At 70.2% G+C, this 20,600-nt stretch carries 25 protein-coding genes and 1 pseudogene; 14 read left to right on the plus strand and 12 right to left on the minus strand.

Annotation, left to right across the window (positions count from 1 at the left end):
- Positions 1-40: 40 nt before the first annotated feature.
- The 4 genes from ACWCPY_RS26745 to ACWCPY_RS26760 form a co-directional block, all read right to left on the minus strand.
- Positions 41-952, minus strand: a complete 912-nt coding sequence (locus ACWCPY_RS26745; RefSeq protein ID WP_451269045.1) for an SDR family NAD(P)-dependent oxidoreductase — start codon at positions 950-952, stop codon at positions 41-43.
- On the minus strand, positions 949-2,574 hold the full coding sequence (locus ACWCPY_RS26750; RefSeq protein WP_451269047.1) for a flavin-containing monooxygenase: 1,626 nt from the start codon (positions 2,572-2,574) through the stop codon (positions 949-951). The genes ACWCPY_RS26745 and ACWCPY_RS26750 overlap by 4 nt, the downstream gene beginning before the upstream one ends.
- 28 nt (positions 2,575-2,602) lie before the next feature.
- Positions 2,603-3,556 carry an alpha/beta hydrolase gene (locus ACWCPY_RS26755; RefSeq protein WP_451269049.1) on the minus strand — a complete coding sequence of 318 codons (954 nt, stop codon included), beginning with the start codon at positions 3,554-3,556 and terminating at the stop codon, positions 2,603-2,605.
- Between the two features lie 249 nt (positions 3,557-3,805).
- Positions 3,806-4,906, minus strand: coding sequence for a helix-turn-helix domain-containing protein (locus ACWCPY_RS26760; RefSeq protein WP_451269051.1), 1,101 nt, complete (start codon positions 4,904-4,906; stop codon positions 3,806-3,808).
- A 154-nt stretch (positions 4,907-5,060) separates the two neighbouring features.
- Between ACWCPY_RS26760 and ACWCPY_RS26765 the strand changes: the two genes are divergently transcribed.
- Positions 5,061-6,071: a GNAT family N-acetyltransferase gene (locus ACWCPY_RS26765; protein ID WP_451269053.1), complete on the plus strand. Its 1,011-nt coding sequence runs from the start codon at positions 5,061-5,063 to the stop codon at positions 6,069-6,071.
- Positions 6,072-6,180: 109 nt separating this feature from the next.
- Positions 6,181-6,702, plus strand: a complete 522-nt coding sequence (locus ACWCPY_RS26770; RefSeq protein ID WP_451269055.1) for a GNAT family N-acetyltransferase — start codon at positions 6,181-6,183, stop codon at positions 6,700-6,702.
- Between the two features lie 29 nt (positions 6,703-6,731).
- Here the strand turns inward: ACWCPY_RS26770 and ACWCPY_RS26775 are convergent, their stop codons facing one another.
- Positions 6,732-7,157: an ankyrin repeat domain-containing protein gene (locus tag ACWCPY_RS26775; protein WP_451269057.1), complete on the minus strand. Its 426-nt coding sequence runs from the start codon at positions 7,155-7,157 to the stop codon at positions 6,732-6,734.
- Between the two features lie 384 nt (positions 7,158-7,541).
- On the opposite strand from ACWCPY_RS26775, the gene ACWCPY_RS26780 reads away from it, so the two are divergent.
- Complete coding sequence (locus ACWCPY_RS26780; RefSeq protein ID WP_451269059.1) at positions 7,542-9,434, plus strand: ABC transporter ATP-binding protein; 1,893 nt, start codon at positions 7,542-7,544, stop codon at positions 9,432-9,434.
- Between the two features lie 22 nt (positions 9,435-9,456).
- Here the strand turns inward: ACWCPY_RS26780 and ACWCPY_RS26785 are convergent, their stop codons facing one another.
- Together ACWCPY_RS26785 and ACWCPY_RS26790 are read right to left on the minus strand one after the other, a co-directional pair.
- The gene (locus tag ACWCPY_RS26785; RefSeq protein WP_451269061.1) at positions 9,457-10,539 is read right to left on the minus strand and encodes a DUF4419 domain-containing protein; all 1,083 of its coding nucleotides are present in this window, start codon (positions 10,537-10,539) and stop codon (positions 9,457-9,459) included.
- Between the two features lie 65 nt (positions 10,540-10,604).
- The gene (locus tag ACWCPY_RS26790) at positions 10,605-11,411 is read right to left on the minus strand and encodes an SDR family NAD(P)-dependent oxidoreductase (RefSeq protein ID WP_451269063.1); all 807 of its coding nucleotides are present in this window, start codon (positions 11,409-11,411) and stop codon (positions 10,605-10,607) included.
- Positions 11,412-11,925: 514 nt separating this feature from the next.
- Between ACWCPY_RS26790 and ACWCPY_RS26795 the strand changes: the two genes are divergently transcribed.
- Positions 11,926-12,504, plus strand: a complete 579-nt coding sequence (locus tag ACWCPY_RS26795; RefSeq protein ID WP_451269065.1) for a hypothetical protein — start codon at positions 11,926-11,928, stop codon at positions 12,502-12,504.
- A 23-nt stretch (positions 12,505-12,527) separates the two neighbouring features.
- Here the strand turns inward: ACWCPY_RS26795 and ACWCPY_RS26800 are convergent, their stop codons facing one another.
- On the minus strand, positions 12,528-13,055 hold the full coding sequence (locus ACWCPY_RS26800; protein WP_451269185.1) for a GNAT family N-acetyltransferase: 528 nt from the start codon (positions 13,053-13,055) through the stop codon (positions 12,528-12,530).
- 89 nt (positions 13,056-13,144) lie between these two features.
- Positions 13,145-13,504 carry a hypothetical protein gene (locus ACWCPY_RS26805; RefSeq protein WP_451269187.1) on the minus strand — a complete coding sequence of 120 codons (360 nt, stop codon included), beginning with the start codon at positions 13,502-13,504 and terminating at the stop codon, positions 13,145-13,147.
- A gap of 295 nt (positions 13,505-13,799) precedes the next feature.
- Here ACWCPY_RS26805 and ACWCPY_RS26810 point away from each other — a divergent pair, with 295 nt between their 5' ends.
- Complete coding sequence (locus tag ACWCPY_RS26810; protein WP_451269066.1) at positions 13,800-14,042, plus strand: hypothetical protein; 243 nt, start codon at positions 13,800-13,802, stop codon at positions 14,040-14,042.
- 311 nt (positions 14,043-14,353) lie between these two features.
- Positions 14,354-14,485: a hypothetical protein gene (locus ACWCPY_RS26815; RefSeq protein ID WP_451269068.1), complete on the plus strand. Its 132-nt coding sequence runs from the start codon at positions 14,354-14,356 to the stop codon at positions 14,483-14,485.
- A gap of 36 nt (positions 14,486-14,521) precedes the next feature.
- Here the strand turns inward: ACWCPY_RS26815 and ACWCPY_RS26820 are convergent, their stop codons facing one another.
- Together ACWCPY_RS26820 and ACWCPY_RS26825 are read right to left on the minus strand one after the other, a co-directional pair.
- On the minus strand, positions 14,522-14,656 hold the full coding sequence (locus ACWCPY_RS26820; protein ID WP_451269070.1) for a hypothetical protein: 135 nt from the start codon (positions 14,654-14,656) through the stop codon (positions 14,522-14,524).
- Between the two features lie 625 nt (positions 14,657-15,281).
- The gene (locus tag ACWCPY_RS26825) at positions 15,282-15,542 is read right to left on the minus strand and encodes a DUF6233 domain-containing protein (RefSeq protein ID WP_451269072.1); all 261 of its coding nucleotides are present in this window, start codon (positions 15,540-15,542) and stop codon (positions 15,282-15,284) included.
- A 413-nt stretch (positions 15,543-15,955) separates the two neighbouring features.
- Here ACWCPY_RS26825 and ACWCPY_RS26830 point away from each other — a divergent pair, with 413 nt between their 5' ends.
- The 5 genes and pseudogenes from ACWCPY_RS26830 (at position 15,956) to ACWCPY_RS26850 (ending at position 19,029) form a co-directional block, all read left to right on the plus strand.
- The gene (locus tag ACWCPY_RS26830) at positions 15,956-16,429 is read left to right on the plus strand and encodes a hypothetical protein (protein WP_451269074.1); all 474 of its coding nucleotides are present in this window, start codon (positions 15,956-15,958) and stop codon (positions 16,427-16,429) included.
- A gap of 480 nt (positions 16,430-16,909) precedes the next feature.
- Positions 16,910-17,113 carry a hypothetical protein gene (locus tag ACWCPY_RS26835; RefSeq protein WP_451269076.1) on the plus strand — a complete coding sequence of 68 codons (204 nt, stop codon included), beginning with the start codon at positions 16,910-16,912 and terminating at the stop codon, positions 17,111-17,113.
- Position 17,114: 1 nt separating this feature from the next.
- Positions 17,115-17,651, plus strand: a complete 537-nt coding sequence (locus ACWCPY_RS26840; RefSeq protein ID WP_451269078.1) for a DUF6879 family protein — start codon at positions 17,115-17,117, stop codon at positions 17,649-17,651.
- Positions 17,648-18,489, plus strand: a pseudogene (locus ACWCPY_RS26845) (helix-turn-helix domain-containing protein). Before ACWCPY_RS26840 ends, ACWCPY_RS26845 begins: the two are co-directional and overlap by 4 nt.
- 249 nt (positions 18,490-18,738) lie before the next feature.
- Positions 18,739-19,029, plus strand: coding sequence for a hypothetical protein (locus ACWCPY_RS26850; protein ID WP_451269080.1), 291 nt, complete (start codon positions 18,739-18,741; stop codon positions 19,027-19,029).
- Positions 19,030-19,333: 304 nt separating this feature from the next.
- Here the strand turns inward: ACWCPY_RS26850 and ACWCPY_RS26855 are convergent, their stop codons facing one another.
- Positions 19,334-19,483 carry a hypothetical protein gene (locus ACWCPY_RS26855; protein ID WP_451269082.1) on the minus strand — a complete coding sequence of 50 codons (150 nt, stop codon included), beginning with the start codon at positions 19,481-19,483 and terminating at the stop codon, positions 19,334-19,336.
- 230 nt (positions 19,484-19,713) lie between these two features.
- On the opposite strand from ACWCPY_RS26855, the gene ACWCPY_RS26860 reads away from it, so the two are divergent.
- Genes ACWCPY_RS26860 through ACWCPY_RS26870 form a run of 3 tightly spaced genes read left to right on the plus strand, consistent with a single transcriptional unit; the run spans position 19,714 to position 20,511 of the window.
- Entirely contained in the window at positions 19,714-20,100 is a 387-nt protein-coding gene (locus ACWCPY_RS26860; protein ID WP_451269084.1) for a hypothetical protein, read from the plus strand.
- Positions 20,090-20,347, plus strand: a complete 258-nt coding sequence (locus ACWCPY_RS26865) for a hypothetical protein (protein WP_451269085.1) — start codon at positions 20,090-20,092, stop codon at positions 20,345-20,347. The genes ACWCPY_RS26860 and ACWCPY_RS26865 overlap by 11 nt, the downstream gene beginning before the upstream one ends.
- Positions 20,348-20,373: 26 nt before the next feature.
- Positions 20,374-20,511 carry a hypothetical protein gene (locus ACWCPY_RS26870; protein ID WP_358945900.1) on the plus strand — a complete coding sequence of 46 codons (138 nt, stop codon included), beginning with the start codon at positions 20,374-20,376 and terminating at the stop codon, positions 20,509-20,511.
- Positions 20,512-20,600 lie beyond the last annotated feature (89 nt).

Raw genomic sequence — 20,600 nt, forward strand, 5'->3', positions numbered from 1 at the left:
GGGGGCCACCCCCGCCGCCCGCTCCGGCCCGATGAGCCGCTCAGGGCGTCTCGTGCGCCGAGGCCGGGTACATCATCCCTTCCACGGAGAGGAGTTCGGTGATCCGCTCGGTGAGGTCCTGCCCGAGCAGCGGCCCGCCGTCCGCCGAGCGGATACCCGGGGTCTCACCCGTCAGTACCCGGCCCACGCGGCCGCGCCCCGCGCTCAGCACCTCGCCCGTGACCGGCACGTCGTCGGCGAGCAGCGCGGCCACCACCGGCGCGACCGCCTCGGGCGGTGCCTCCTCCCGCATCCGCTCCAGCACCTCGGGCTCCACACCCTCGGTCGCCGCCGACATCCGCGACCACGCCACCGGAGCCACGGCGTTGACCCGGATGCCGTGCGGGGCCCCCTCGGCGGCCAGCGTCCGCGTCAGGCCCACGATCCCCGCCTTGAGCAGGGAGTATGCGGCGTTCCCCGCCATCCCGTACAGACCGGCCGCCGAGGTGACCAGGACGACCCGGCCCCGGCCGCGCTCCGTGAAGCGGGGCCAGGCCGCGCGCACCAGACGCCAGGCGCCGAAGGCGTGGATGGCCGTCATCCGCTCCAGCAGGCCCTCGTCGATCTCGGTGAAGTCCAGCCCCGGCCGGTAGATCCCGGCGTTCGCCACGACCCCGTCGACCGAACCGAACTCGGCACACGCCAGGTCGATCAGGGACCGGGTCCCCCCGAGACTGCTCGCGTCCGCGGTACTGGCCACCGCCGTCCCACCCGCCGCCCGGATCTCCTCGGCCACCCGCGCCGCCGGGCCCGAGTCCCGCCTCCCGGAGCCGTCCGTCGCCGTCCCGAGGTCGTTCACGACGACCCGGGCGCCGCGCCCGGCCAGGTCGAGGGCATAGGCCCGGCCGAGACCCCGGCCGGCGCCGGTGACGACGACGGAGCGCCCGTCCAGCCTCAGGGTGTCCCGCGTCATGCCGACACCTCCGGGCCCAGCGCGAAGCCCCGGTAGCCCGACCGCGCGACCTCCTCGCACCGCTCCCGGTAGTGGTTGAGGCCGCCCGCGTACGGCATGAACACCCGCGCCTTTCCGTCCACGTTGGCACCCACGTACCAGGAGTCGGCACGCGGGTAGAGGGTCGAGTCGGCGACCTCGTTGACATGGGCGACCCAGGAGTCCTGCGCCTCGGGCCTCGCCTCGATCCGGTCCGCCCCGTCCTCGCGGAGCCGTCGCAGACAGTCCACGATCCAGTCGACGTGCTGCTCGACCGCCCGCACCATGTTGACCAGCACTGAGGGGCTGCCCGGCCCGGTGACCGTCAGCAGATTGGGGAAGCCGGCCACGGCGAGGCCCAGGTACGTGCGCGGTCCCGAGGACCACTGCTCCTTCAGGGACCGGCCGTCCGTCCCGCGGATGTCGATCCGGGTGAGCGGCCCGGTCATGGCGTCGTAGCCGGTGGCCAGCACCAGCACCTCGGCCGGGTACGTACCGCCTTCGGTGCGGATGCCGTCCTCGGTGATCTCCACGAGCGGCTCGGCCCGCAGGTCGACGAGGTCGACGTTCTCCCGGTTGTACGTGGTGAAGTAGCCCGAGTCGACACAGATGCGCTTGGTGCCGATGGGGTAGTCCAGCGGAACGAGCTTCCGCGCCGTCGCAGGGTCGTCCACGGCCTCCCGGATCTTCTCGCGGACGAACACCGCGAGGTGCTCATTGGCCTTCCCGTCCGTCAGCACATCGGTGAAGACCGACATGATCTCGGTCCCGCCGATGGCCCACTTGCGCTCGAAGGCGGCCCGGCGCTCCTCCTCGCCCACGTCCAGGGCCGAACTGCCGGTGGAGGCGATGTAGAAGCCGGAGAAGCCGGTACGGGCATAGGTGCGCAGCTCCTCCAGTTCCGTCCTGGCGCGCCAGCTCTCCCGACCCGAGAGCGGCCGGTTGCGGGCCGGAAGGCTGTAGTTGGGGGTGCGTTGAAAGACCGTCAGATGACGTGCGTGGGCGGCGAGTTCCGGAATCGCCTGGATTCCGGAGGAGCCGGTGCCTATGACGGCGACGCGCTTGCCCGCCAGGTCCACGCCCCCGTGCGGCCAGCGGCCGGTGTGGTGCACCTCGCCGCGGAAGGCGTCGAGGCCGGGCAGGTCGGGGACGCGGGATGCGGACAGGCAGCCCACGGCGGTGACGAGGAACCGCGCGCGTGCGCGGCGGCCGTCGTCGGTCGTCAGCAGCCATGTCCTGCTCCCCTCCTCCCAGACGGCGGAGGCCACCCGCGTCTCGAAGGAGATCAGCGGCCGCAGGTCGAAGCGGTCCGCGACATGCCTGGCGTACCGCAGGATCTCGGGCTGGGTGGCGAAGCGCTCGGTCCAGTCCCATTCGGCGTGCAGCTCGGGGGAGAAGGAGTAGCAGTAGTCCAGGCTCTCGACGTCGCAGCGGGCTCCGGGATACCGGTTCCAATACCACGTGCCGCCGACGTCGTCGCCCGTCTCGAAGGCATGGCAGCTGAATCCGTGCGCGCGCAGCTGGTGCAGGGCGTAGAGGCCACCGAATCCGGCGCCGACGACGAGCGCGTCGTACGCCGGTACGGGGGTTGTTTGATCGGTCATGTGCGGCTCCTTGCGGGGGAGTGGGTTTTCAGACGGCGAGGCCGCGGCGCAGCGCGTCCAGCGCGCCCTCGCTCATGCGGCGGGTCACGGCCGTGTCGGGCACGAACCCCGCCGCGCCGTGGAAGGTGCCGGGGAAGAGGCGCAGTTCCGTGGGGACGCCGGCCTGCACGAGGCGCTGCGCGTAGTCCAGTCCCTCGTCGCGCAACGGGTCGAGGTCGCTGACGGCGACGTATGCGGGCGGCAGCCCGGACAGGTCCTCGGCGCGGGCGGGCGCGGCATAGGCGGGGACCGGCGCGGCCGGGTCGCGGTCCGCCCCGAGGTAGGCCCGCCAGCTGTGTACGGCGTTGGGGCGGTTCCACACCGGGGTGTCGGTGAACTCCCGCATGGAGGGGGTCTCCAGGCGGTCGTCCAGCTCCGGGATGTCGAGCAGCTGGAAGCACAGCGCCGGGCCGCCCCGGTCCCTGGCGAGCAGGGCGAGGGCGGCGGCGAGACCGCCCCCGGCACTGATCCCGGCGACGGCGATCCGCGCCGGGTCCGCCCCGAGGCCGTCGGCGTTCGAGGCGAGCCACTCCAGGGCCGCGTAGCAGTCGTCGGTGGCCGCCGGATAGGGGTGCTCGGGTGCCAGCCGGTAGCGCACACAGACGACGACGGCACCGAGCTCGGCCGCCCAGCGCGCCGCGAGCGCCCGGTCCCCGTCCCCCTCCTCCAGGACGAACCCGCCGCCGTGCACATACAGCACGGCGGGCAGCGTGGTCCCGGTCCCCGCCGGGCGGAAGACCGCCACCGGCACCTCGGGGGCGCCCTCGGCCCCCGGAGCGCGGTGCTCGCTCAGCTCGACGCCCTCGGGGACGGCGAAGGGCGGTGCGGCGGCGCCCATGGTCTCAACGGTGGCGCGCGCGGCGGCGGCGTCGCCGACATCGAGGGCGGGCAACAGGGAGAGCCACGGGGCGAGTTCGGGATCGACGGGCAGAGGAAGGGGCACGGGGGCCTCCGGTGGACGACACGGTGCGGCCCCGGACGGAGCGGAGGCCGCCCGGGATCGCCGCTGCTGACGTCCGTCAGTCTGTGTCCGCGGCCGCACGCGAGGCATGCGCCGGGTGGCTCGGGAACGGCCCCCGTCCGCGCCGCTTGGCGCCTTGCGCCCGGCGTACGGCCCGGACAGGGACGGGTCCACCCGAGGGCGCCGGTCACTCCCCGATCGCCTCTCCACCGCCTCCCGCGCCGGCGGGTCCTACGCCGGGTTGTCCCGCAGGCGGCGCAGGGCGAGGGCCAGCGCCAGCCTGAAGCGGCCCACGGTCTCGCCCAGCCCGTAGCCGAGTGCCGCCTCCGCCCGCGCGACCCGCACCGCCACCGAGTTGTGGTGCAGGTGCAGCTCCCGCGCCGCGGCGCGCAGCGACCCCGCCTGCACCAGCACCTCCAGCGTGGTCAGCAGCTCCGTACCGCTGCCCGGCTCCGCCGCGAGCGCGTCCAGCACGTCCAGGTCGCCGATGCCGGCGATGGCCGGGCCGGACAGTTCTCTCGCGAGCACTTCGAAGGCGCCGAGCGAGGAGTGGTAGATCGCGGGCTCCTCAACCACCGGCGCCAGGCCCACGTCCGAGCGCGAGGTCCCCGCGAACCGGAGTGCCCGCAACGCGCCCTCCCATGAGCGCGGCGCCTCCGTCGCGGTGGCCTCGGGCCCGACTCCGATCCGGAAACCCGCCGGGGCGAGCAGCCGCTCCGGCAGCGGGCCCGCCACGGCCACCGCGTGCACGGAGCCGAGCGCCGCCGTACGGCGCCGGCCAGCCGAGGCGGGCGGGAGCCGGTCCAGGACCGGCGCCATCCCCTGCGGGCCCCGCCCGCCGTCGACGGCCAGCAGCGTGAGCATGCCCGAGGGCGCGAAACCCAGCAGCCGCAGCGCACGCACCCGTTCGGGCAGCGGGGCGGTGGAGCTGATGGATGTCTCCAGCAGTGCCGGGTCGAGCGGTACCGTCTCGCTCCCGCGACGGCTCAGCACGGCGTCACAGGCCAGCGCGAGCCGCTCCAGGAGCAGTTGGTCGAAGGGCTGAGGAGCACCCTCTCGTGCCAGCCACGCCCGCTGCCCGCCACGCAGCTCCCGGACGGCCGCGCCCGGGGGAGGTCCGCCCGGCCGCGTACTGCCGTCCGGCCGGGCCGCGAGACCGTCGGGACCGGCCCCCGCCAGACCGACCGGACACTCGGCGACCCGGGCAGCCATGCCCAGTACCCCGTCGAGGCCGAGCCGTTGCTCGACGAGGGTGTCGAAGAAGCCGATGAGCCGCATGGCGCTCTCCGCCCCGGCGTTGAGACCGGCCAGCCGCAGCACGAGACCCCGCATATGCCTACCCCGATCTCCCCCGTCGCAGAGGTGCTGTGATCTTGCGACGAGTGTCGTCCACCGCGGCGGACCGGGGAAGAGGGGCGGCCGGGCTCCGCGCACGGACCTCGGCGGAGCCTCAGCGAGCGGACCCGCTCCGTGGCAAAGTGCTGGTGTGATCACGGTGACGGTGGAGCCTTTCCTGCCGCGGCACGCGGCGGCAGCTGATCTCGCTGCCTGGTGTGGGGTGTTCAGCGACGGCTACCGGGAGTCGTCCGGCAGCTCGGTGCCGCGATCCGCTCTGGCCGGGCGGCTTCTGGACGAGGAGCCACCGGCGATGCGCTGGGCCGCTCGTGGCGATTGCGGCGAAGCGGTCAGCGGGGTCGCGGAGCTGCGGTCGCAGCCGCACCGGCCAGGTACTGGCTTCCTCCGCCTGTTCGTTGCGCCGCCGGCCCGCCGCAACGGCATCGGCACCGCGCTGCTCCTCGAAGCCGTGCGGGCTGCCGGCAAGGCCGGGATGGACGGGTTGCAGAGCACGGCACTGGCCGGTGCCGCCGGCGAGTCCTTCACCCGTAACGTTCCGGGCCTGCGCGTCGTGCTGAGTCTGGAACTCCAAGAACAGCGGCTCGACCAGGAGCGGGTGCTGGCACGCTGCCGGGACCTGGTGGCGAGCCGGCCTTCCGCCTACCGGCCGGCGCATTGGATCGGACCGGCCCCCGAGCGACTGGCCGCCTCTTTCGGGCGGGTGATGGGCCATGTGCTCGATGCCCCGGGCGCCGAGCTGCAGATGTCCTCCCGGACGTGGGACACCGCTGCGGTACGCGCGTGGGAGGCGTCGATGACCACAGGTGGTGAGCGACTGATGGTGAGCGCTGCCGTGGACTCGGCCTCCGGCGAGGCCGTCGCTGCCACGGTGGCCACCGTTCCGGCGAGCGGTGGGCCCGTGGCCGACCAGCACGACACCGCCGTCCTCCCCGGACATCGACGACAGGGACTGGCCCGATGGATCAAGGCTGAACAAGCCGTCCGGCTCCACGAGTACTTCCCCGGAGTCCGCGCCGTCACCTCGACCGTGAACCAGGAGAACCTGCCCATGACAGCGGTCAACCGATCGCTGGGATACCGACGGCTCTCCGGAAGACTGCTGGTGGAAGCACCGGTATCGGCCGGACAGGCCAACCCGTGATCCATACGGAAGACCCTGGTTCTCCGGGAGTCGGCGCGCGGCGTGGTTGCGGTCTGCGGAGTCGATTCCAGACGTAGATGTTGATGGTCCGCACAGGTAGAGTCGTCGTGTGCCTGAACTGATAGCGCCGACTGCCCTCCTCCATTCCGCCTGGCTGGAGGCCCATGAGGAGTGGGGGCCCGGTGCCCACGAGGACGGGTTCGGGCTGATGACCTCCGACGAGGTCCACTCGTCGGCGGGATTCGAGGCCTGGGTGGCGCGGCTGACAGCCGAGCCGAATCCGGCGGGGCCGCTGGAGGCCCACCGGATGAGCTGCACGTACCGATGGATCGTCGAGGACGACACGGTGCTCGGCGGGATCGCGCTGAGGCATGGGCCCGGCATCGTGCTGGAGACCGGCCACATCGGCTACGGCATCCGGCCCTCTGCGCGCCGACGCGGACTGGGCACCTGGGCGCTGGGCCGCATGCTCGACGAGGCTCGGGTGCTCGGGCTGGACCGGGTACTGCTGATCTGCGCGAAGGACAACACCGCCTCGGCAAAGACGATCGAGCGTCACGGTGGCGTCCTGGAAGGCATCAGTGACACCGGGTCCGGGGCCGCACGACGCTACTGGATCGAGATTCAGTAGCCTCACCGCCGAGCGCGAGACCAGGTCTGTCAGCTGTGGTCGCTGCGGGCGCCCGCAGCGAGAAGCACGGCGATCGTCTCGGGGTAGGGCCCGGTCATCGCCCACTGGAGCGGTGAATGACCCGTGCCGTGGTCTTCGCGGAGATCGGGATCGGCGCCGTGGGCGAGGAGGGCGCGCACCGTTTCGGTATGGCCCCAGCATGCGGCCGCGCACAGGGGAGTTCCTTCCGTGCCGTGTCCGCTTTCGGTGTCGGGCAGGGCCCCGGCTGCCAGTAGGCAGCGGACGTTGTCGGCGGCTCCATGGACCGATGCGGCGTACAGCGGTGTGGTGCCTTCGGCATTGCGGGCCTCCGGGCAGGCCCCGGCTCTCAGCAGGGCGTTGATCTGAGCGCGGTCGCCGAATGTGGCCGCCCTGACGAGACGCGTTGACAGTTTCTTCAGCCGTCGTCTGTTCACAATCGCCCAGACTAACCAGGACCCGGTGAAGGGCTCGGAACCGGCCTGTGCCGATCGCACCGCCCTTGAGCGCCGCACCACGAGCGTTGCGGGACTCGATTCCGCACCGCTCGACGATGGCGGCGAAGCCATTGCGACGGCACCCGGCCGGGACCGGGCGCGGCTGACCGTGTCGGTCGCCCGAGGCAAGCGTGGGGAGTCGGCGGCGTTTCGGCCAAGATCGCTCCGAGTGGCCTCCGTGCGCGGCAACGGTCGGTGCATCCCGCATGCTCCGTTTCTCGCTCTGCCATGCGGATTCCATCGCGTCTCAAACACATGTGTTCGAAAGGGCTGCCGGGTCGTTGAGCTCCACGACAGGCCCGAACGACCTTCCAGGGAGCCCAGTTGACCTCGACCGACACAGAGAAGCAGCAGCTCACAGAGGTACCGTCACCACCACCTCCGGCGCAGTTCAGCTACAGCGGGCAGTACGCGGTCAATCCGCTCGCCGAGGTCTCCTTCCGGAAGATGTGCGGGCAGATCCCGAAGGTCCTGCACCGGATCGCCCGGCTGTCCTGGCGGACCGACCGCAGCGCGGTGCGGCTGCTGGTCGGGTGCCAACTGCTGACGGGCCTGTCCGCAGCAGTCCTCCTGACGGCGACGGCGCGGGCGATGAAGCCCGTCCTCGGAACCGGCGCCGTGGCCGAACGGCTGCGCGACGCCCTGCCGGCGCTCCTCCTCGTGGCCGTCGCGGCGGCCCTCGCACGAGCGGCGGGTGCGACGGCCATGTACGCCGAGCGGCGGATCACCCCGAGGCTGACCACCGAGACGGACACCGCCCTGGTCGAGGCGGTCTGCCGGGTCGAGGCCGCGGCCTATTCGGAACACGGCTTCGCGGACCGCCAGGAGGCTGCGGAGATGGGTGTGCTGCGCACCCAGGTGATGGTGACCGATGCCCAGAGACTCATGTCCGCGCTGATCCGCATGATCACCGCCGGCGGCGTCCTGTCGGTACTGAACCCGGCGATGCTGCCGCTGCTGTTGCTCGCTGTCCTGCCCGCCGGGATCGGAGCCGTCCTCACCGCGCGCGTGGACTACGAGATCCACTACGCCAACGTCTCCGACCGCAACGTGCGGGGCATGATGCGGTGGTGGTCCACCACACCCAAGTACGGTGACGAGGTCCGCGCCAACGGAATGACCGACTACCTGCTGTTCTGGTACCGGTCACTGTCCGAGCGGTGCGACCGGCGGACCCTGGCCGCTGCCCCGCGCACCCTGCGCATCGCACTGCTCTCCTCACTGGCCGGCGGCGCCTTCCTCGTCCTCACCTGGGCGGTCCTGGCCTGGCTCGCCGTGACCGGGCGGATCGCGCTCGCGATCGCCGCGACCGCGGTCCTGGCCGTACAGACCATGCTGGCCTCCCTGTCGCAGGTCGTCGTCAACGGAGCCGCGGTCTTCCACACCAGCCTCTACCTCGGCGACATGCAGGCTTTCCTCGACGCCGCGGCCGAACGGGCGCCCAAGCGCGGGAAACGCGAAGTCACCGGTCCGGTCGACGAGATCCGGCTCGACGAAGTCGTCTACCAGTACCCGGGAAAGAAGTCACCGGCCGTCGCGGGCGTCTCCCTGACGCTGCGGCGCGGTCAGATCCTCGCGATCGTCGGAACGAACGGCTCCGGGAAATCGACCCTGACCCGACTGCTCACCGGCATCAACCTGCCCGACAAGGGCAAGGTGACCTGGAACGGATCGGATCTCGCCGAGGTCGACCCGGCCACCGTCTGGCGGCACACGGGACTGGTCCCGCAGATCTTCGCTCAGTGGCCGCTGCGTGTACGGGAGAACGTCACCCTCGGCCAGCCCCGCACCGTCGACGACGGACCCGTCTGGGAGGCGATCGACGCGGTCGGGATGCGCGAGGCGGTCGAGGAACTGCCGGACCGCCTGGATGCCCTCCTCGCCCGCGAGATCTTCGGCGGTGCGGAGCTGTCCGGCGGGCAGTGGCAGAGGCTCGCCTGTTCCCGCGCGCTCTACCGCCGGCCGTCGCTGCTGATCCTCGACGAGCCCACCTCACAGATGGATCCGCGCGGCGAGCACGGCATCTTCGAGCGGATCAGGGCCATTGCGGGCGACCGCATCACGGTCGTCGTCACCCACCGGCTGGAGAACACCAGGATCGCCGACCACATCGTGGTGATGGAGGACGGCCGCATCACCGAACAGGGTCGCTACGAGGACCTGGTCCACGCCGGGGGCACCTTCGCCGAACTCCTGGAGCTTTCGCAGGACCGTTGACCGGCCCGCACCGCACCTCGGATCACACCGTGTGATCCGAGGCCAGTTCCACCACGGCATGACCGAGCCGGGGGCGGATCCACTCACCGTCGCGGGTGATGCCGAGCACGCCCCCCAGAAAGGCCATCGGGACAGTGCCGGACGGCGTCTCCCAGCGGAACGGGACACGCGAGAGATGCGAGGGGAAGTCCTCCTCCACAGTGGTCCCGGGACCGAACGACCTCTTGGGAACAGGTCCCTCTTCGGTGTACCGGTGGGCGAAGAAGGTGGTGATCCAGCCGGTGACACGATCGCCGCCGGACGCCGACTCCCACTTGTACAGCGAACGCCAGAAGTCCGGGTCCGCTCCCCACCCCGAGGCCGTCGCGCAGATCGTGTCCAGCACGGGGTGCAGGGACTTGAACCACGGCCGCAGGCCTTCGAACCACCCCTCCAGTTCACGTACGCGGGCGGCCAGCAGGCGCCAGTCCCGGCCCGAGCCCTCCAGCCTGATCCTGGGGATTCCGCAGAGCGAGACCCACTGGAAGCGGTAGTACGGACTGACCACGTCCATCAGCGCCACCAGCGCGGCCGTGGCATCGTCGGTGGTGGTGGTGGAGAACGTGGGCTGGAACAGATCGGCCACGTCGTCGCCGATCCGGGCGCGCAGCGGCTGCTGGACGAGATGGATCGATCGGCCCCAGTCCAGCGCCGCGAGGTCGTCGCGGACGCAGATGAGCTGCTGCTGCCCCGGCGTTTCGGTGAACAACCCTTCGTATGCGGGGGAGTTGAGGCGGATGTGTACGGCTGTCTCGTGCACGACGGCGTACCAGAGCAGGTCGGGCGACAGGCTCAGGGGCAAGTGGGCCGTGAAGCACAGGTGGATGGCGCGCAGAAGGAGGCTGGAAGCGGGCTCGTCGGCCTCCCGGGAGGCCGACGGCCAACCGATGAGCCGGTCGGTGCTGCGGTGGTGGAAGCGTGCTGTGCCGGGCAGCGCCGCACGCAGGAAGCGTTCGTTCCCCAGTTCGGTGAGCTCGGCGGCGAGCCGGGCGGCCCGGGTCTCGGAATCGGCACCGAGGCCGGCATCGGCGCTCTCGCCGAGCGGCAGGTCCATCTCGACAGCCATCCCGATCCCCGGCAGCATCCCTCGGCAACAACGTCCGGCCACAACAGCGACGACCGGCTGCGATTCTATCGAGCTGCTCCGGGAAGCATGGCGCGTCGCCCGGGGGCCGCGGACGACTGCATGCTCATGCCGCCGTCGACCACCAGGAGTTGGCCGGTGAGGTAGCGGGACTCGTCGGAGGCGAGGAACACCATGGTGTGCCCGATGTCCTCGGGAGAACCGAGGTACGGGAGGGCGTTGCCCTGCTTGAGTGCTTCGATGACGTCCTCGGGCAGGTTGTTCTCCAGGGCTGGCGTCATCACCGCACCGGGCGCGACGGCGTTGCAGCGAACGTTCTGCGGCCCGTACTGGACGGCGATCGACTTGGTGATACTGACCACCGCGGCCTTGACGGCGCCGTAGGAGGTCTGCAGGACGTCGCCGACGAGCGCGGCCACGGACGCCGTGTTGATGATGGAGCCGCCGCCCGCGCGGATCATGTGGGGCACCGCGTGCCGGGCGCCCAGGAGGGTGCTGCGCATGTTGAGCGCGACGGCCCGGTCGAATTCGTCCATGCCCATGCGCAGCAGGTCCAGGTCCTTGCGCGGGTTCGTGCCACCGACGTGGTTGCACAGGACGTGCAGAGCGCCGAACTCACCGACGGCCGCGGCGACCATGCCGGCGACCGAATCCTCGTCGGTGACATCCACGGTGACCGGCAGCGCCCGGCCGCCCGCGGCCTCGATCAGCCCGGCGGTCTCCTCGGCACCGCTGGTGTTGTAATCGGCGACCACGACCCGGGCGCCTTCCCGGCTCATCAGTTCGGCGGCGGACCTTCCGATTCCGCTGCCTGCGCCGGTGATGACCGCGACCTTGTCCTTGAGGCGTTCCATGGTCATGTCCTTTCGTCGTGCCTGGTGGTTCGGTGTGCTCTGTGGGCGTGCCGGATCCGCCCAGGCGTCCTGCCCCGTGGCGGAGCGCGGGACAGCCGGGTGAGCGGGAGTCCGAGGACCGTGGCGAGTACTGCGACGACGTGGGTCCACGGATTCCGCCCCGGCCGGCAGGACGTCGTCGTCGGATCCATGCCCTCTCCCCGACGCAGGTGTCGAGTTTGCACACAGCATGCAATGTGGTCGATGCATGCAATATTCACAATACATATTATATGCATGATGCACAAAGCCTCGAACGCCTCCAGCCATCGGTCGACGCCGCGCGCGCCTGGTGGGCTGGCGTCAATTCCGAACGGCATATTCACCGGTTCGGGTATTCGCCCGGTGGGCCTCACCGCTGTCGGGCAGGGTGGTGGCCGGGCCGGCCGGGCCCGCGAACGGAGCGGCGCCTCGGGTGCGTCGTCCGGGCCGGCCGTCGAGACTCACCGGAGTCCCGGTGGGGGAGGAGTTCGGCATGTGGGAGTTCGAGGAGTTCGGCGCCGACCACGAGGGCCGGCCCGGTGTCCTCCTGGCCGACGGCACCGAGCCCGGCCCGGTGTACTTCGACGCCGGGAGCGGTCCGACGGTCCACCGGAGCACCGACTGGTGGATCTACGACGGCACCCTCAGGGCGCCGCTCGCCACCGAGATGCGCGGCGCGTGCTCGTGCGGCTGGCGCGGCACGCCCCGGTACCCGCTGGACTGGGAGGCCGTCGACCGGCGCCGCCCGTACCTGTTCGACACCAGCGGTCCGGAGGGCGACTGGGACGTCCATATGGCCGATGTCCAGGACCGCGCCGTTGCCGTACCCGAAGACCTCACCACCCTGCTCGACCGGCTCGAAACACGTCTCACCGTCCTGACCGCGGACGAACCACTGGCCGCACTCCGCGCCGCCGCGACCCTGGAGCGCCTGACCCAGCGCATGGCGGCGGATGCCGTGTGCCATGTCGACGGCGTGGACGGGCCCCAGTGGGACACCATCGCCCAGGCGCTCGGTGTCAGCAGGCAGACCGCCCGCTCCCGCCTGACCCGCTACGCACTCCGTCGCTGACCGGCGCGCGAGAGCGCGGTCGCTCAGATCTCGCGACCGGCTCGCAAGGTCTTCTCGAGGAGCGTGAACGACTTGGACATGCCGCCCGGCTGCGGCTTGCCCGTCTTGCGGCCGACGGGCCGATAGCCGTCGTTCACGTAGTAGGCGTTCAGCCGCGCGTTCCCGGCCAGGCAGTCCAGCCGGACGAACGCCCGCCCCGCCGCGGCCACACGGCGCTCCGCAGCCCGGAGCAGCAGCCTGCCAGTCCCCGGCGGGGCGGTGTCGCGGTCCACCATCAGCCGGTGCACATAACCGGCCACCGGTGGCTGCGGGCCCCAGGCGTCATCGTCCGTCCACCACAGCTCCCAGGCCCCGGCCACGCGGCCACGGGCCTCGGCGATCCAGACCTCGCCACTCGCCATGATCCGGCGGAAGTGGTCCTCGTCCAGCTCGCCGGGCTGCCACTGGCCGGTGACGCCCTGGGTGAGCATCCAGCGGGCGGCGCCGTCGCGCAGGCGGACGAGAGCGGAAAGGTCGGTCTCGTCGGCGAGGCGGAAGCGCAGATCGTTCACGTCGTTCACGCCGCGATCCTCGCACGGCCCATGCGCTGTCACGGACTTGCCGAAATCGTGCAGGAACTACGCACTCCGGCCGACGCTGCTCAGGGGGAGCGGAATGGGTGGACCAGCTGGATCCCGCCGACGATATGGGTGTTGAAATCGTCGAGCTCCTCGGCGGGAACCCACAGTTCGAGAATCGTTCGCCCGCCGACCTGCCGGACGGGACAGCGGCGCAGGAAATCCGCCTCGACCTCGAAACGCGTGACGAACCCGGCCCCGTCGTGCTTCACGTTCCAGTCCCTCGCGATCCTGATCGCATAGTCCTTGTTGAGGACGGGGTAGAAGATGGGCTGCTCGGGAAGACGGGGCGGCCACGCGAGCCAGTTCAGTTCCCGGACCAGATCCAGCTCCTTGGGACCACTCGGGCGCCACAGGGTCGTCGTCGTTCGACGGCCGGTCAGGGGAATCGCTCTCTGGCATGGCGGAGGCCGCTGATGCGGCCGGTCGGAGGGGTGGACGACACCCGCACCGTCTGCCTGCGGGCCACGAGGTTTCCGTTCCCGGGCCGAGGGGCGCGGACCGGCGGGACGGGTACGGCGGGTGCCCGCCGAGTCCGCCTTCGCGCTCCGGCGAATGGCGTAACCGCCGCTGGGCCGCGCACTCCATGATCAATAACGTGACGCCCGGCGCGTGACCTCGCGTCTGTCGGACAGAGAAGGCGAGCGACTCCCAGTGAAACTCCCGATGGTGCAGCGCATGGCTTGGATCACCGCGGCGGCCGCGCTGCTGACGGTGCTCGGCGGCGCCCCGGCCGGTGCGGCCGGCGAATGGCAGAAGGTCGGTGACGACGCCCGCAGCGGGGTCAGCGGGCTCGCGTACGAGGGCCGTTCCGCGGACGGAGCCGGGGTGCACACCCTGGTCGTGCACGACAACAAGAAGTCCGGGCAGCGGCGTCTGTCGCGGATCACGCACCGGGACGGTCACGACGGGGTTCGCTGAGGTCAAGGGCAGCCTGGCTGTCCTCGTCGAGCGGTCCACGCGTAACGAGCAGGACCTCGTACGCCTCCGCACCGACACGCAGAAGTCCCTGAACGAGCTGGGGGCTGAGGTCGACGCGCTCAAGGCCCGGCGGTGGCCGCTCGGCATGGTCGGTGCGATGGCCGGCGTCGTGGGCGCCGCGACGGGGGCGATCGCACTGTTCCGGTGATCTGCCCTTCGGGACTGAGCGCCCGCCCTCCCGCTCCGGGGCGGGCGCTCTGCCATGCTGGCGGTCACGGACGACAACCAAGAATTCGTGCAGGGGAACGACCGTGACGGATGCACTGGTTCGACTGGACGAGGCGTACACGTTCTGTGTCGAGCGCCTGAGCGACGACGAGCGCCGCTACTACAGCGACACGCACTGGGTGCGATTCACCGCAGACGCCCACTTCGGCGCCTGACAGACATGGAGCCCTTGACCGCACCTCCGGAGCGGGTCACTTGTCGGGGTTCAGGACCTCGTCCTCCTTGATGATGATGTGCTCCTCACCTTCGATGATCACTACCTCACCATTAGCGAAGGCGCCCTCCTTGGGGTCCGTGCTTCCGTCGTTCGTCGGGTCGACCGCCATGCTTGCCTCCGGAGCTCACTACCGTGAATGGCCACCCTGCCGGGCAACTGGTCGGATTCTTGGCCATGTTCGATATGTGCGGCAAGTCCGAGATCGGTCACGAAGCGGAGGTGCGCGCGTGGGTCTCCCTTAAAGACATGCCTGGCACCTGTGGGGGCCAATCTGATTGCGAGGGCGAGGAGCGGGCGCGGAGCTGGTCGAGGAAGACCGGCTTCACGCCATCACGGACCACTTTGCCGAGGCGCATCCTGGCCGCTGACCCGGCAGGGCCGATGTCCGTGCCCGTCTCTACGGTGGGTGTGTCCTTTTCCGAATGGCTGCTGGCTGCTTGCTCTCGACTGGATCTGACGCCCCCGCTCGACACTGAGCGGGGGCGTTGCACGTCCTGCTGTCTGATCGACGTCGCCCCGTACGAGCCTGGCCCATGCGGCGAGGAGATGCCGGTACTCCTCCGTGCGCTCCGGGGTGGAGGGCTGGTCCATGAGGCGGCGGATCCGGGCGTTGACGTCGTCGAGGTCAGGGGGCACCTGGCCGTCAGGCCGGGGAGGGGTGGGCATACCTGAACCGTACGGGCCACCACGGAACGAAGTCAGTGGAAGGCGCACCAGCCGCACCCTTGCCGCTGCTACTCCAGGATTCCGAGTTCGGTGTCTGGGCGGCAGTGGATGCAGGCCCGGACGCCATCGACGGGGGCCTGGAGAGCCTGCTCCCTGGTGACGGGCCGGGTGTTCCGTGCCATGTGGCAGCCGCCTACGTGGACCTCGGTGGGCGGGGCGCCCTGGCCTATGCCGCGCTCGACCACCCAGTCAGGGGTGGGCGGGCGCCGTTCCTCGCCGCGTTGCTGTTCGGCTGCCCGCTGCTCGGCCGTTGCGATCGCTGCGTCCACGGCACGCAGGCACATTGCATGCCAGGCCCGGAGTGTCCGGAGACGTGCCAGATCAGGTGGAAGGTCGATCACGTGTTCGATAATAGGCGCGCCCGGCAGGAGGCGCCTCTTCGGACGTGGTGCGTGCCAGACTGCGGACGGCCCCGCTGCATCCCCGCTGGCGGGGTTACCCCGTTCCGCGCTGCTGTCGGCCCGCGCCCCGCCCGGCCTGCACCAGGGGCGGGGTGCTCGTTCGTATCTCCGGGCTAGGACTCTTCGCCCGGGGTTGTCTCTGGCTACAAGGCGGCCCTCTTCGCGGCCATCTCTAGTGCCACATCAAGCAACGTTCGCCCTGCCGTCCTCTATCTCGCGAACGCATACCCACCCCGCCACGACCCCGAAAGTAGCGAGCGTGGGTACGTAGGCTGCGGACGGTGACCTACGACATCTTGTTCCTAAGGGTTCTCCCGGGCCGCACCTTCGACGAGACCCTGGAGGAGATCAACTCCGGCTACAACCCGGATGCCGACCTCAAGCCTATGAACCTGACTGGTGAGCAACGTGCCGATTGGGGCAGGCTCATGCAGCGGATATCGCGAGAGGTCGGTCCGGTGGCCTCCGAGGAGTTCCCCTACAGCCTGACCCTGTGGCGTGACGGGCCTGCTGGCCATCTGCAGCTGGACTACGACGGGGACTCAGCCCACATCGAGATCCCCTACCGCTACCCGGGAAGCGAAGCACTGCCGATCATGGCGGAGGCGTATCGTCTCGGGCGGATGGTTGAGGAGGAGTGCGGCCTCGAAGGCTACGACTACGAAGTCGAGCAGCCTGTCCGAACCGGCGATATCGACGTAGCGGCAGCCAGACTCGGTGGCATTGCCCGCTGGGCGCAGGAGACTCTCACCTGACCGGTGAGAGACCCTAGCCACGGCGGCATGAAGGGGCGAACGTTGCCTGATGCGGCACTAGCTCGTACCGGTTCTCTCCGGCCGCCTCGGCCGTCGCGGCGTCCATGAAGCGCTGCGCAGCTTCCCGCCACGGGGCCCACGCCTCCGCGCGGTACGGGCCGCTGAGTGCCTGCTCCTTCCCCGCTGCGGTAGCGCGCGCCAGTCTGATCAGTTCATCGCTCGGTTTTGCCACGGTGCGGATCGTAAGCCTTGCCGTGGGTCGCCCCCTGGCGGGTCCGTCGTGTGACGCGCGTCTCCGGGATGTGCCCTCGTCCGGAGGTCTTGAGTCCAGCGGTGGACAGCAGATCGGGGGCGGGCGCCCCAAACCATTGCGCGCAATGAGACAACCGGGCCTGAGATCAGCAATCTGCTGCAATCTCCACGCGCTCGTCGGCTATCCGCCGCATCCTGGTCGTCCACTCAGCGCAGATGGAGGGCGATATGACGCTCAGGTTCATCGGCACCACCAGCGACGACGGTGAATGCCCCACTCTCTACGAGGTCGAGGAGACCGGCGACATCGTGGTCCAGGGCGACAGGCTCACCGACCCGGAGCACCTGGAGCAGCTCCGAGACGTGAAGGATTCGGAGACGTTCGTGGTGATTCCTCGGGAGCTGCTGACCCGCTTCGCGCCCAAGGAGTGACGTGTCGGACCTGATTCCGTTCAAGAAAGCCTCTCACCTCTTCCAGGACTTCGAGCACACCGCTTGGCGGCTGGAGACGCGCCGCGGGTACGCGTCCGACAGGAACGGGCCGAACTGGGGCCGCTGGCAGAGTGGTGAGGACGTCAGTAAAGACCCGCCGGACGCCTGGCGTCGGAACGTGGCAGCGAAGACAGCGGCCGGGGCGCGGTTTGAGCGGGTGCGCCTGGTCGACGACCCGCTCACGCAGGGGCAGCAGTTCCTTCTTGCACGAGCTCCCAGGAACGTCGCGGCCGGCGAGGACATCCGCAACCTCTACCGCACGGCTGCCGACCGGCTCGGCCTCCCGGACTTCGATTTCTGGCTGTTCGACTCCCGCATCGTGATGCGGTTCGTGTTCGACGACGACGACACCACCCTCGGCGTGATCCTTACGGAGGACCCGGCTGAGGTTGCGGCAGCGTGCCAGGCCCGGGACGCCGCTTGGCATCATGCAATCCGTACCGCAGACTTCGCCAGGGCGGTACGTTCCAGCGTGTGAGCACCGACTTTCAATCTGCCAGGGCCGCCCTCGGCGCACGGCTCCGCGAACTGCGTGCCGAGGCCGGCCATGACGGCAAGGGTGTGGCCGCACTGCTCGGCTGGCAGCGCTCGAAGGTGTCGCGCCTGGAGAACGGGAAGCAGACCCCGTCGGTCGCTGATCTCGCAGCGTGGTCACAAGCGGTCGGCCGTCCCGAGATGTCGAAGGAACTGGCGGGCCGTCTGGCCGGCCTGGAGACCCAGTACCGTTCGTGGCGCCGACAGTTGGCTGGCGGGCATCGAGCCCGACAGGAACTGGCTATTGCCGAAACCGCAGTGACTCAGATGATTCGCGGGGTGGAAGTTGCCCGCATCCCCGGCCTGCTCCAGACAGCGGACTATGCCCGGCACGTGTTTCAGACGAACGCAGAGTTCCGGCAGACCCCTCGGGATGTTGACGAGGCGGTGCGGGCCCGTATCCGTCGGCAGGATGCCTTGTACGAGCGAGGCCGACTGTTCCGGTTCATTGTCTGGGAAGGCGCCCTCCACAAGTCACCTGCCCGCGCGACGTCATGGCCGCACAGCTCGAACGGCTTGCAGGGCTGATCGGCCTGGACACCGTCGAGATCGGCGTCATCCCGTTCGGCGCACAGCTACGACGAGCACCGACCCACGGGTTCTGGATCTATGACCAGCGGCTCGTCACCGTCGAGACGATCAACGCGGAGATGTGGCTCGATGACGAGGAGAACATCGCCTTGTACGAGAAGGCATGGAACTGGCTGAGCGAAGCCGCGGTCTACGGGCAGCAGGCGCGGAGGTTGATCACCCGCGCAAGGGCCTCGCTGGACCTCACGTAGGCAACCGGCGCCAATCCGCTGGCCCGTGCGCGCAATCCGGAGCAATTGGCGCGCGGGATCGGAATCGGCGGTTCTACGGTGCTGGTCATGCCCCCACGGACACGCAATCCGGGTTCGGAGTGGCTGGCTCTGTCTGCCCCGGACCCGGAGGAGATTCACCGGGTATGGGCGCAGGATCAGCTCGCTCATCTTCCTTCAGGTCGGCTCTGGCTGGCGGTCGAATCTGATCTCTCGCGATCTGTCGACGCGATGCAGCGCATAGGGCCGGACCGTCTGGGTCCGGTGCTCGTCTACCCGTCGGCCGATCTGGCGTGGTGGCTCGTCCCCCGCGGGGCCGAGGTGTCACTGGCCGACCTCGGACGGCTCACCGTCCAGCCCGAAGGATGGGCCCTGCGCTGCCCGCCGACCGACCGCTGTATGGATGGCCGGGGGTGGATGGAGCGGCCCGACGGCTCCGGTGACCTCACGGACCCGGTCGTCCTCGGCGCAGCGTTCGGACCGGGCGGTCCGATGCGTCTGTCCGTTTCGGCGTTCGTATGAAGGGGCCTGGGTCTTCGGACCTGCCCGACGTCGGCACCCTGAGCGCATACCAGCAACGGGGAGTGACCTGTGTGTTCTGCGGTACCAGCCTGCGCCCGGGGTTCCTCCGTGACCTGGGGGAGCGCGTGCGAGAGGTGCACGGCAACCGTGTCCGCTGGTTCCCCCGGTCCTGTCTCACCTGCACGAAGAAAGGAAAGCCGTGACGAGCCTGACGACTGGAGCCGGGCGGCTCCTCGTTGTTCAGCACTGGTTTCTATCGACGGTGGCGGACCGTCGCCGTGTGCGCGAGGAGTGGGAGGAACGCTTACTCGCACTGCTGCCGTGCGGGGCGCTGTTCGAGGCCGTACGTATCCCGTCCTTCCTCGGACAGGCCGCGGCCGGCACCGACGAGCAGGCCGCGGTGGACCGGTACCTTGCCGAGGCCCTGATGGGCCCCGTGATCTGCGACCGGCATGCGGGCCAGTACTACGCCCTGGTCCCGGCTAGCACGGCGCGGCGGTGGGGCGTACCGGGCTCCGTGTGCCCGGGGCGTGGGGCAGGATCTGGGTGCGCCCCGTCCTGGCCTGCTCTTCGAGGAGGGGGCGCGGGTGTACTGGTCGGTGCCCATGGGGTCTGCCGGTGAGCTGTGCTCTCCTGGCGCTGTCGCTCAGATGGTGATGGCGGGCCGGAGCATGGTGGTGGCCCGTGGATAGGGCGATCATCCGGCAGGACTGCACCGAGGCCATCGACCTGGTGTTCACCTCCTTGACTGACCGGGTGGAGCCGGAGGATGGGCAGGTGGACCGGCTGCGGACCGCGCTGACCGGCCACGTGCGGGAGCTGGTCCGTGCGGTCGGGAAGGACGTCGCTGATGCGACCCCCGGGCGGCCGCATGAAGCTGTCGCCAGGGGGCTCGCCCTCTCTGAGAGAGCCCTGGCCCAGCCGGTGCGCGGCGACGTGGTGGATCTGGTGGCCCTGCCACAGATAGCCCGGATCCTGCTGCTGATGTACGAGGAGTCGACGGTGTTCGGCGCCGTGCCGAAGCAGGCTGCCCTGCCCGGTGACTCATGGGGGTCTGCTGATGCTGGGTGACTACCGCGAGCGGCCGGTGGGCGCCGAGGAGCTGACCGCCGCCGAATCACCCGCCTTCCCTTCGCTGCTGTCGTACCTGCCAGAAGGGGCCAACGTGTCCATCGCCTTGAACAAACCCACCCGTACCCAGGGCGAAGAGGCCTATCGCGCGTATTTGGGCCACACCTACCAGTGCACCAAGTGCGTCCAGGGCGCTCCTTGCGCCGACGCGGCCCGGCTGAACCGGGTATGGAAGGCGACCCGCTGATGATGTGCGACCGCTGCCATCAGCCCATGAAGGCCGAGCAGTCCGAGCGGTACGAGATCCCCGGAGCGTCCGGCTCCGGCACCACGATCCTCGTGCACAAGCGGCTGTGCTCGATGCCCACCTGGTCCCAGCCGAGGCCGTACCCGCACGAGCGTCGCTACTGATCTCCCGCGTGCGGCTGTAGCTCGCGCAGAGCAGCCCCAGGCGGGCCCCCGCCCGCGCCCGAGGCAGTCGGCGGCCGAAGGCGCGGGTG

This window comes from Streptomyces sp. NPDC002403 (assembly GCF_053593015.1).

Coding starts and splice junctions, on each gene's coding strand:
- ACWCPY_RS26785 (WP_451269061.1), bottom strand. CDS start 10,539: ATGGCTGTCGAGATGGACCTGCCGCTCGGCGAGAGCGCCGATGCCGGC.
- ACWCPY_RS26855 (WP_451269082.1), bottom strand. CDS start 19,483: ATGCCGGTCGCAGATCACGGGGCCCATCAGGGCCTCGGCAAGGTACCG.
- ACWCPY_RS26795 (WP_451269065.1), top strand. CDS start 11,926: ATGTGGGAGTTCGAGGAGTTCGGCGCCGACCACGAGGGCCGGCCCGGT.
- ACWCPY_RS26865 (WP_451269085.1), top strand. CDS start 20,090: ATGCTGGGTGACTACCGCGAGCGGCCGGTGGGCGCCGAGGAGCTGACC.
- ACWCPY_RS26835 (WP_451269076.1), top strand. CDS start 16,910: ATGACGCTCAGGTTCATCGGCACCACCAGCGACGACGGTGAATGCCCC.
- ACWCPY_RS26760 (WP_451269051.1), bottom strand. CDS start 4,906: ATGCGGGGTCTCGTGCTGCGGCTGGCCGGTCTCAACGCCGGGGCGGAG.
- ACWCPY_RS26790 (WP_451269063.1), bottom strand. CDS start 11,411: ATGGAACGCCTCAAGGACAAGGTCGCGGTCATCACCGGCGCAGGCAGC.
- ACWCPY_RS26870 (WP_358945900.1), top strand. CDS start 20,374: ATGAAGGCCGAGCAGTCCGAGCGGTACGAGATCCCCGGAGCGTCCGGC.
- ACWCPY_RS26850 (WP_451269080.1), top strand. CDS start 18,739: ATGCAGCGCATAGGGCCGGACCGTCTGGGTCCGGTGCTCGTCTACCCG.
- ACWCPY_RS26745 (WP_451269045.1), bottom strand. CDS start 952: ATGACGCGGGACACCCTGAGGCTGGACGGGCGCTCCGTCGTCGTCACC.
- ACWCPY_RS26750 (WP_451269047.1), bottom strand. CDS start 2,574: ATGACCGATCAAACAACCCCCGTACCGGCGTACGACGCGCTCGTCGTC.
- ACWCPY_RS26810 (WP_451269066.1), top strand. CDS start 13,800: ATGGCTTGGATCACCGCGGCGGCCGCGCTGCTGACGGTGCTCGGCGGC.
- ACWCPY_RS26820 (WP_451269070.1), bottom strand. CDS start 14,656: ATGGCGGTCGACCCGACGAACGACGGAAGCACGGACCCCAAGGAGGGC.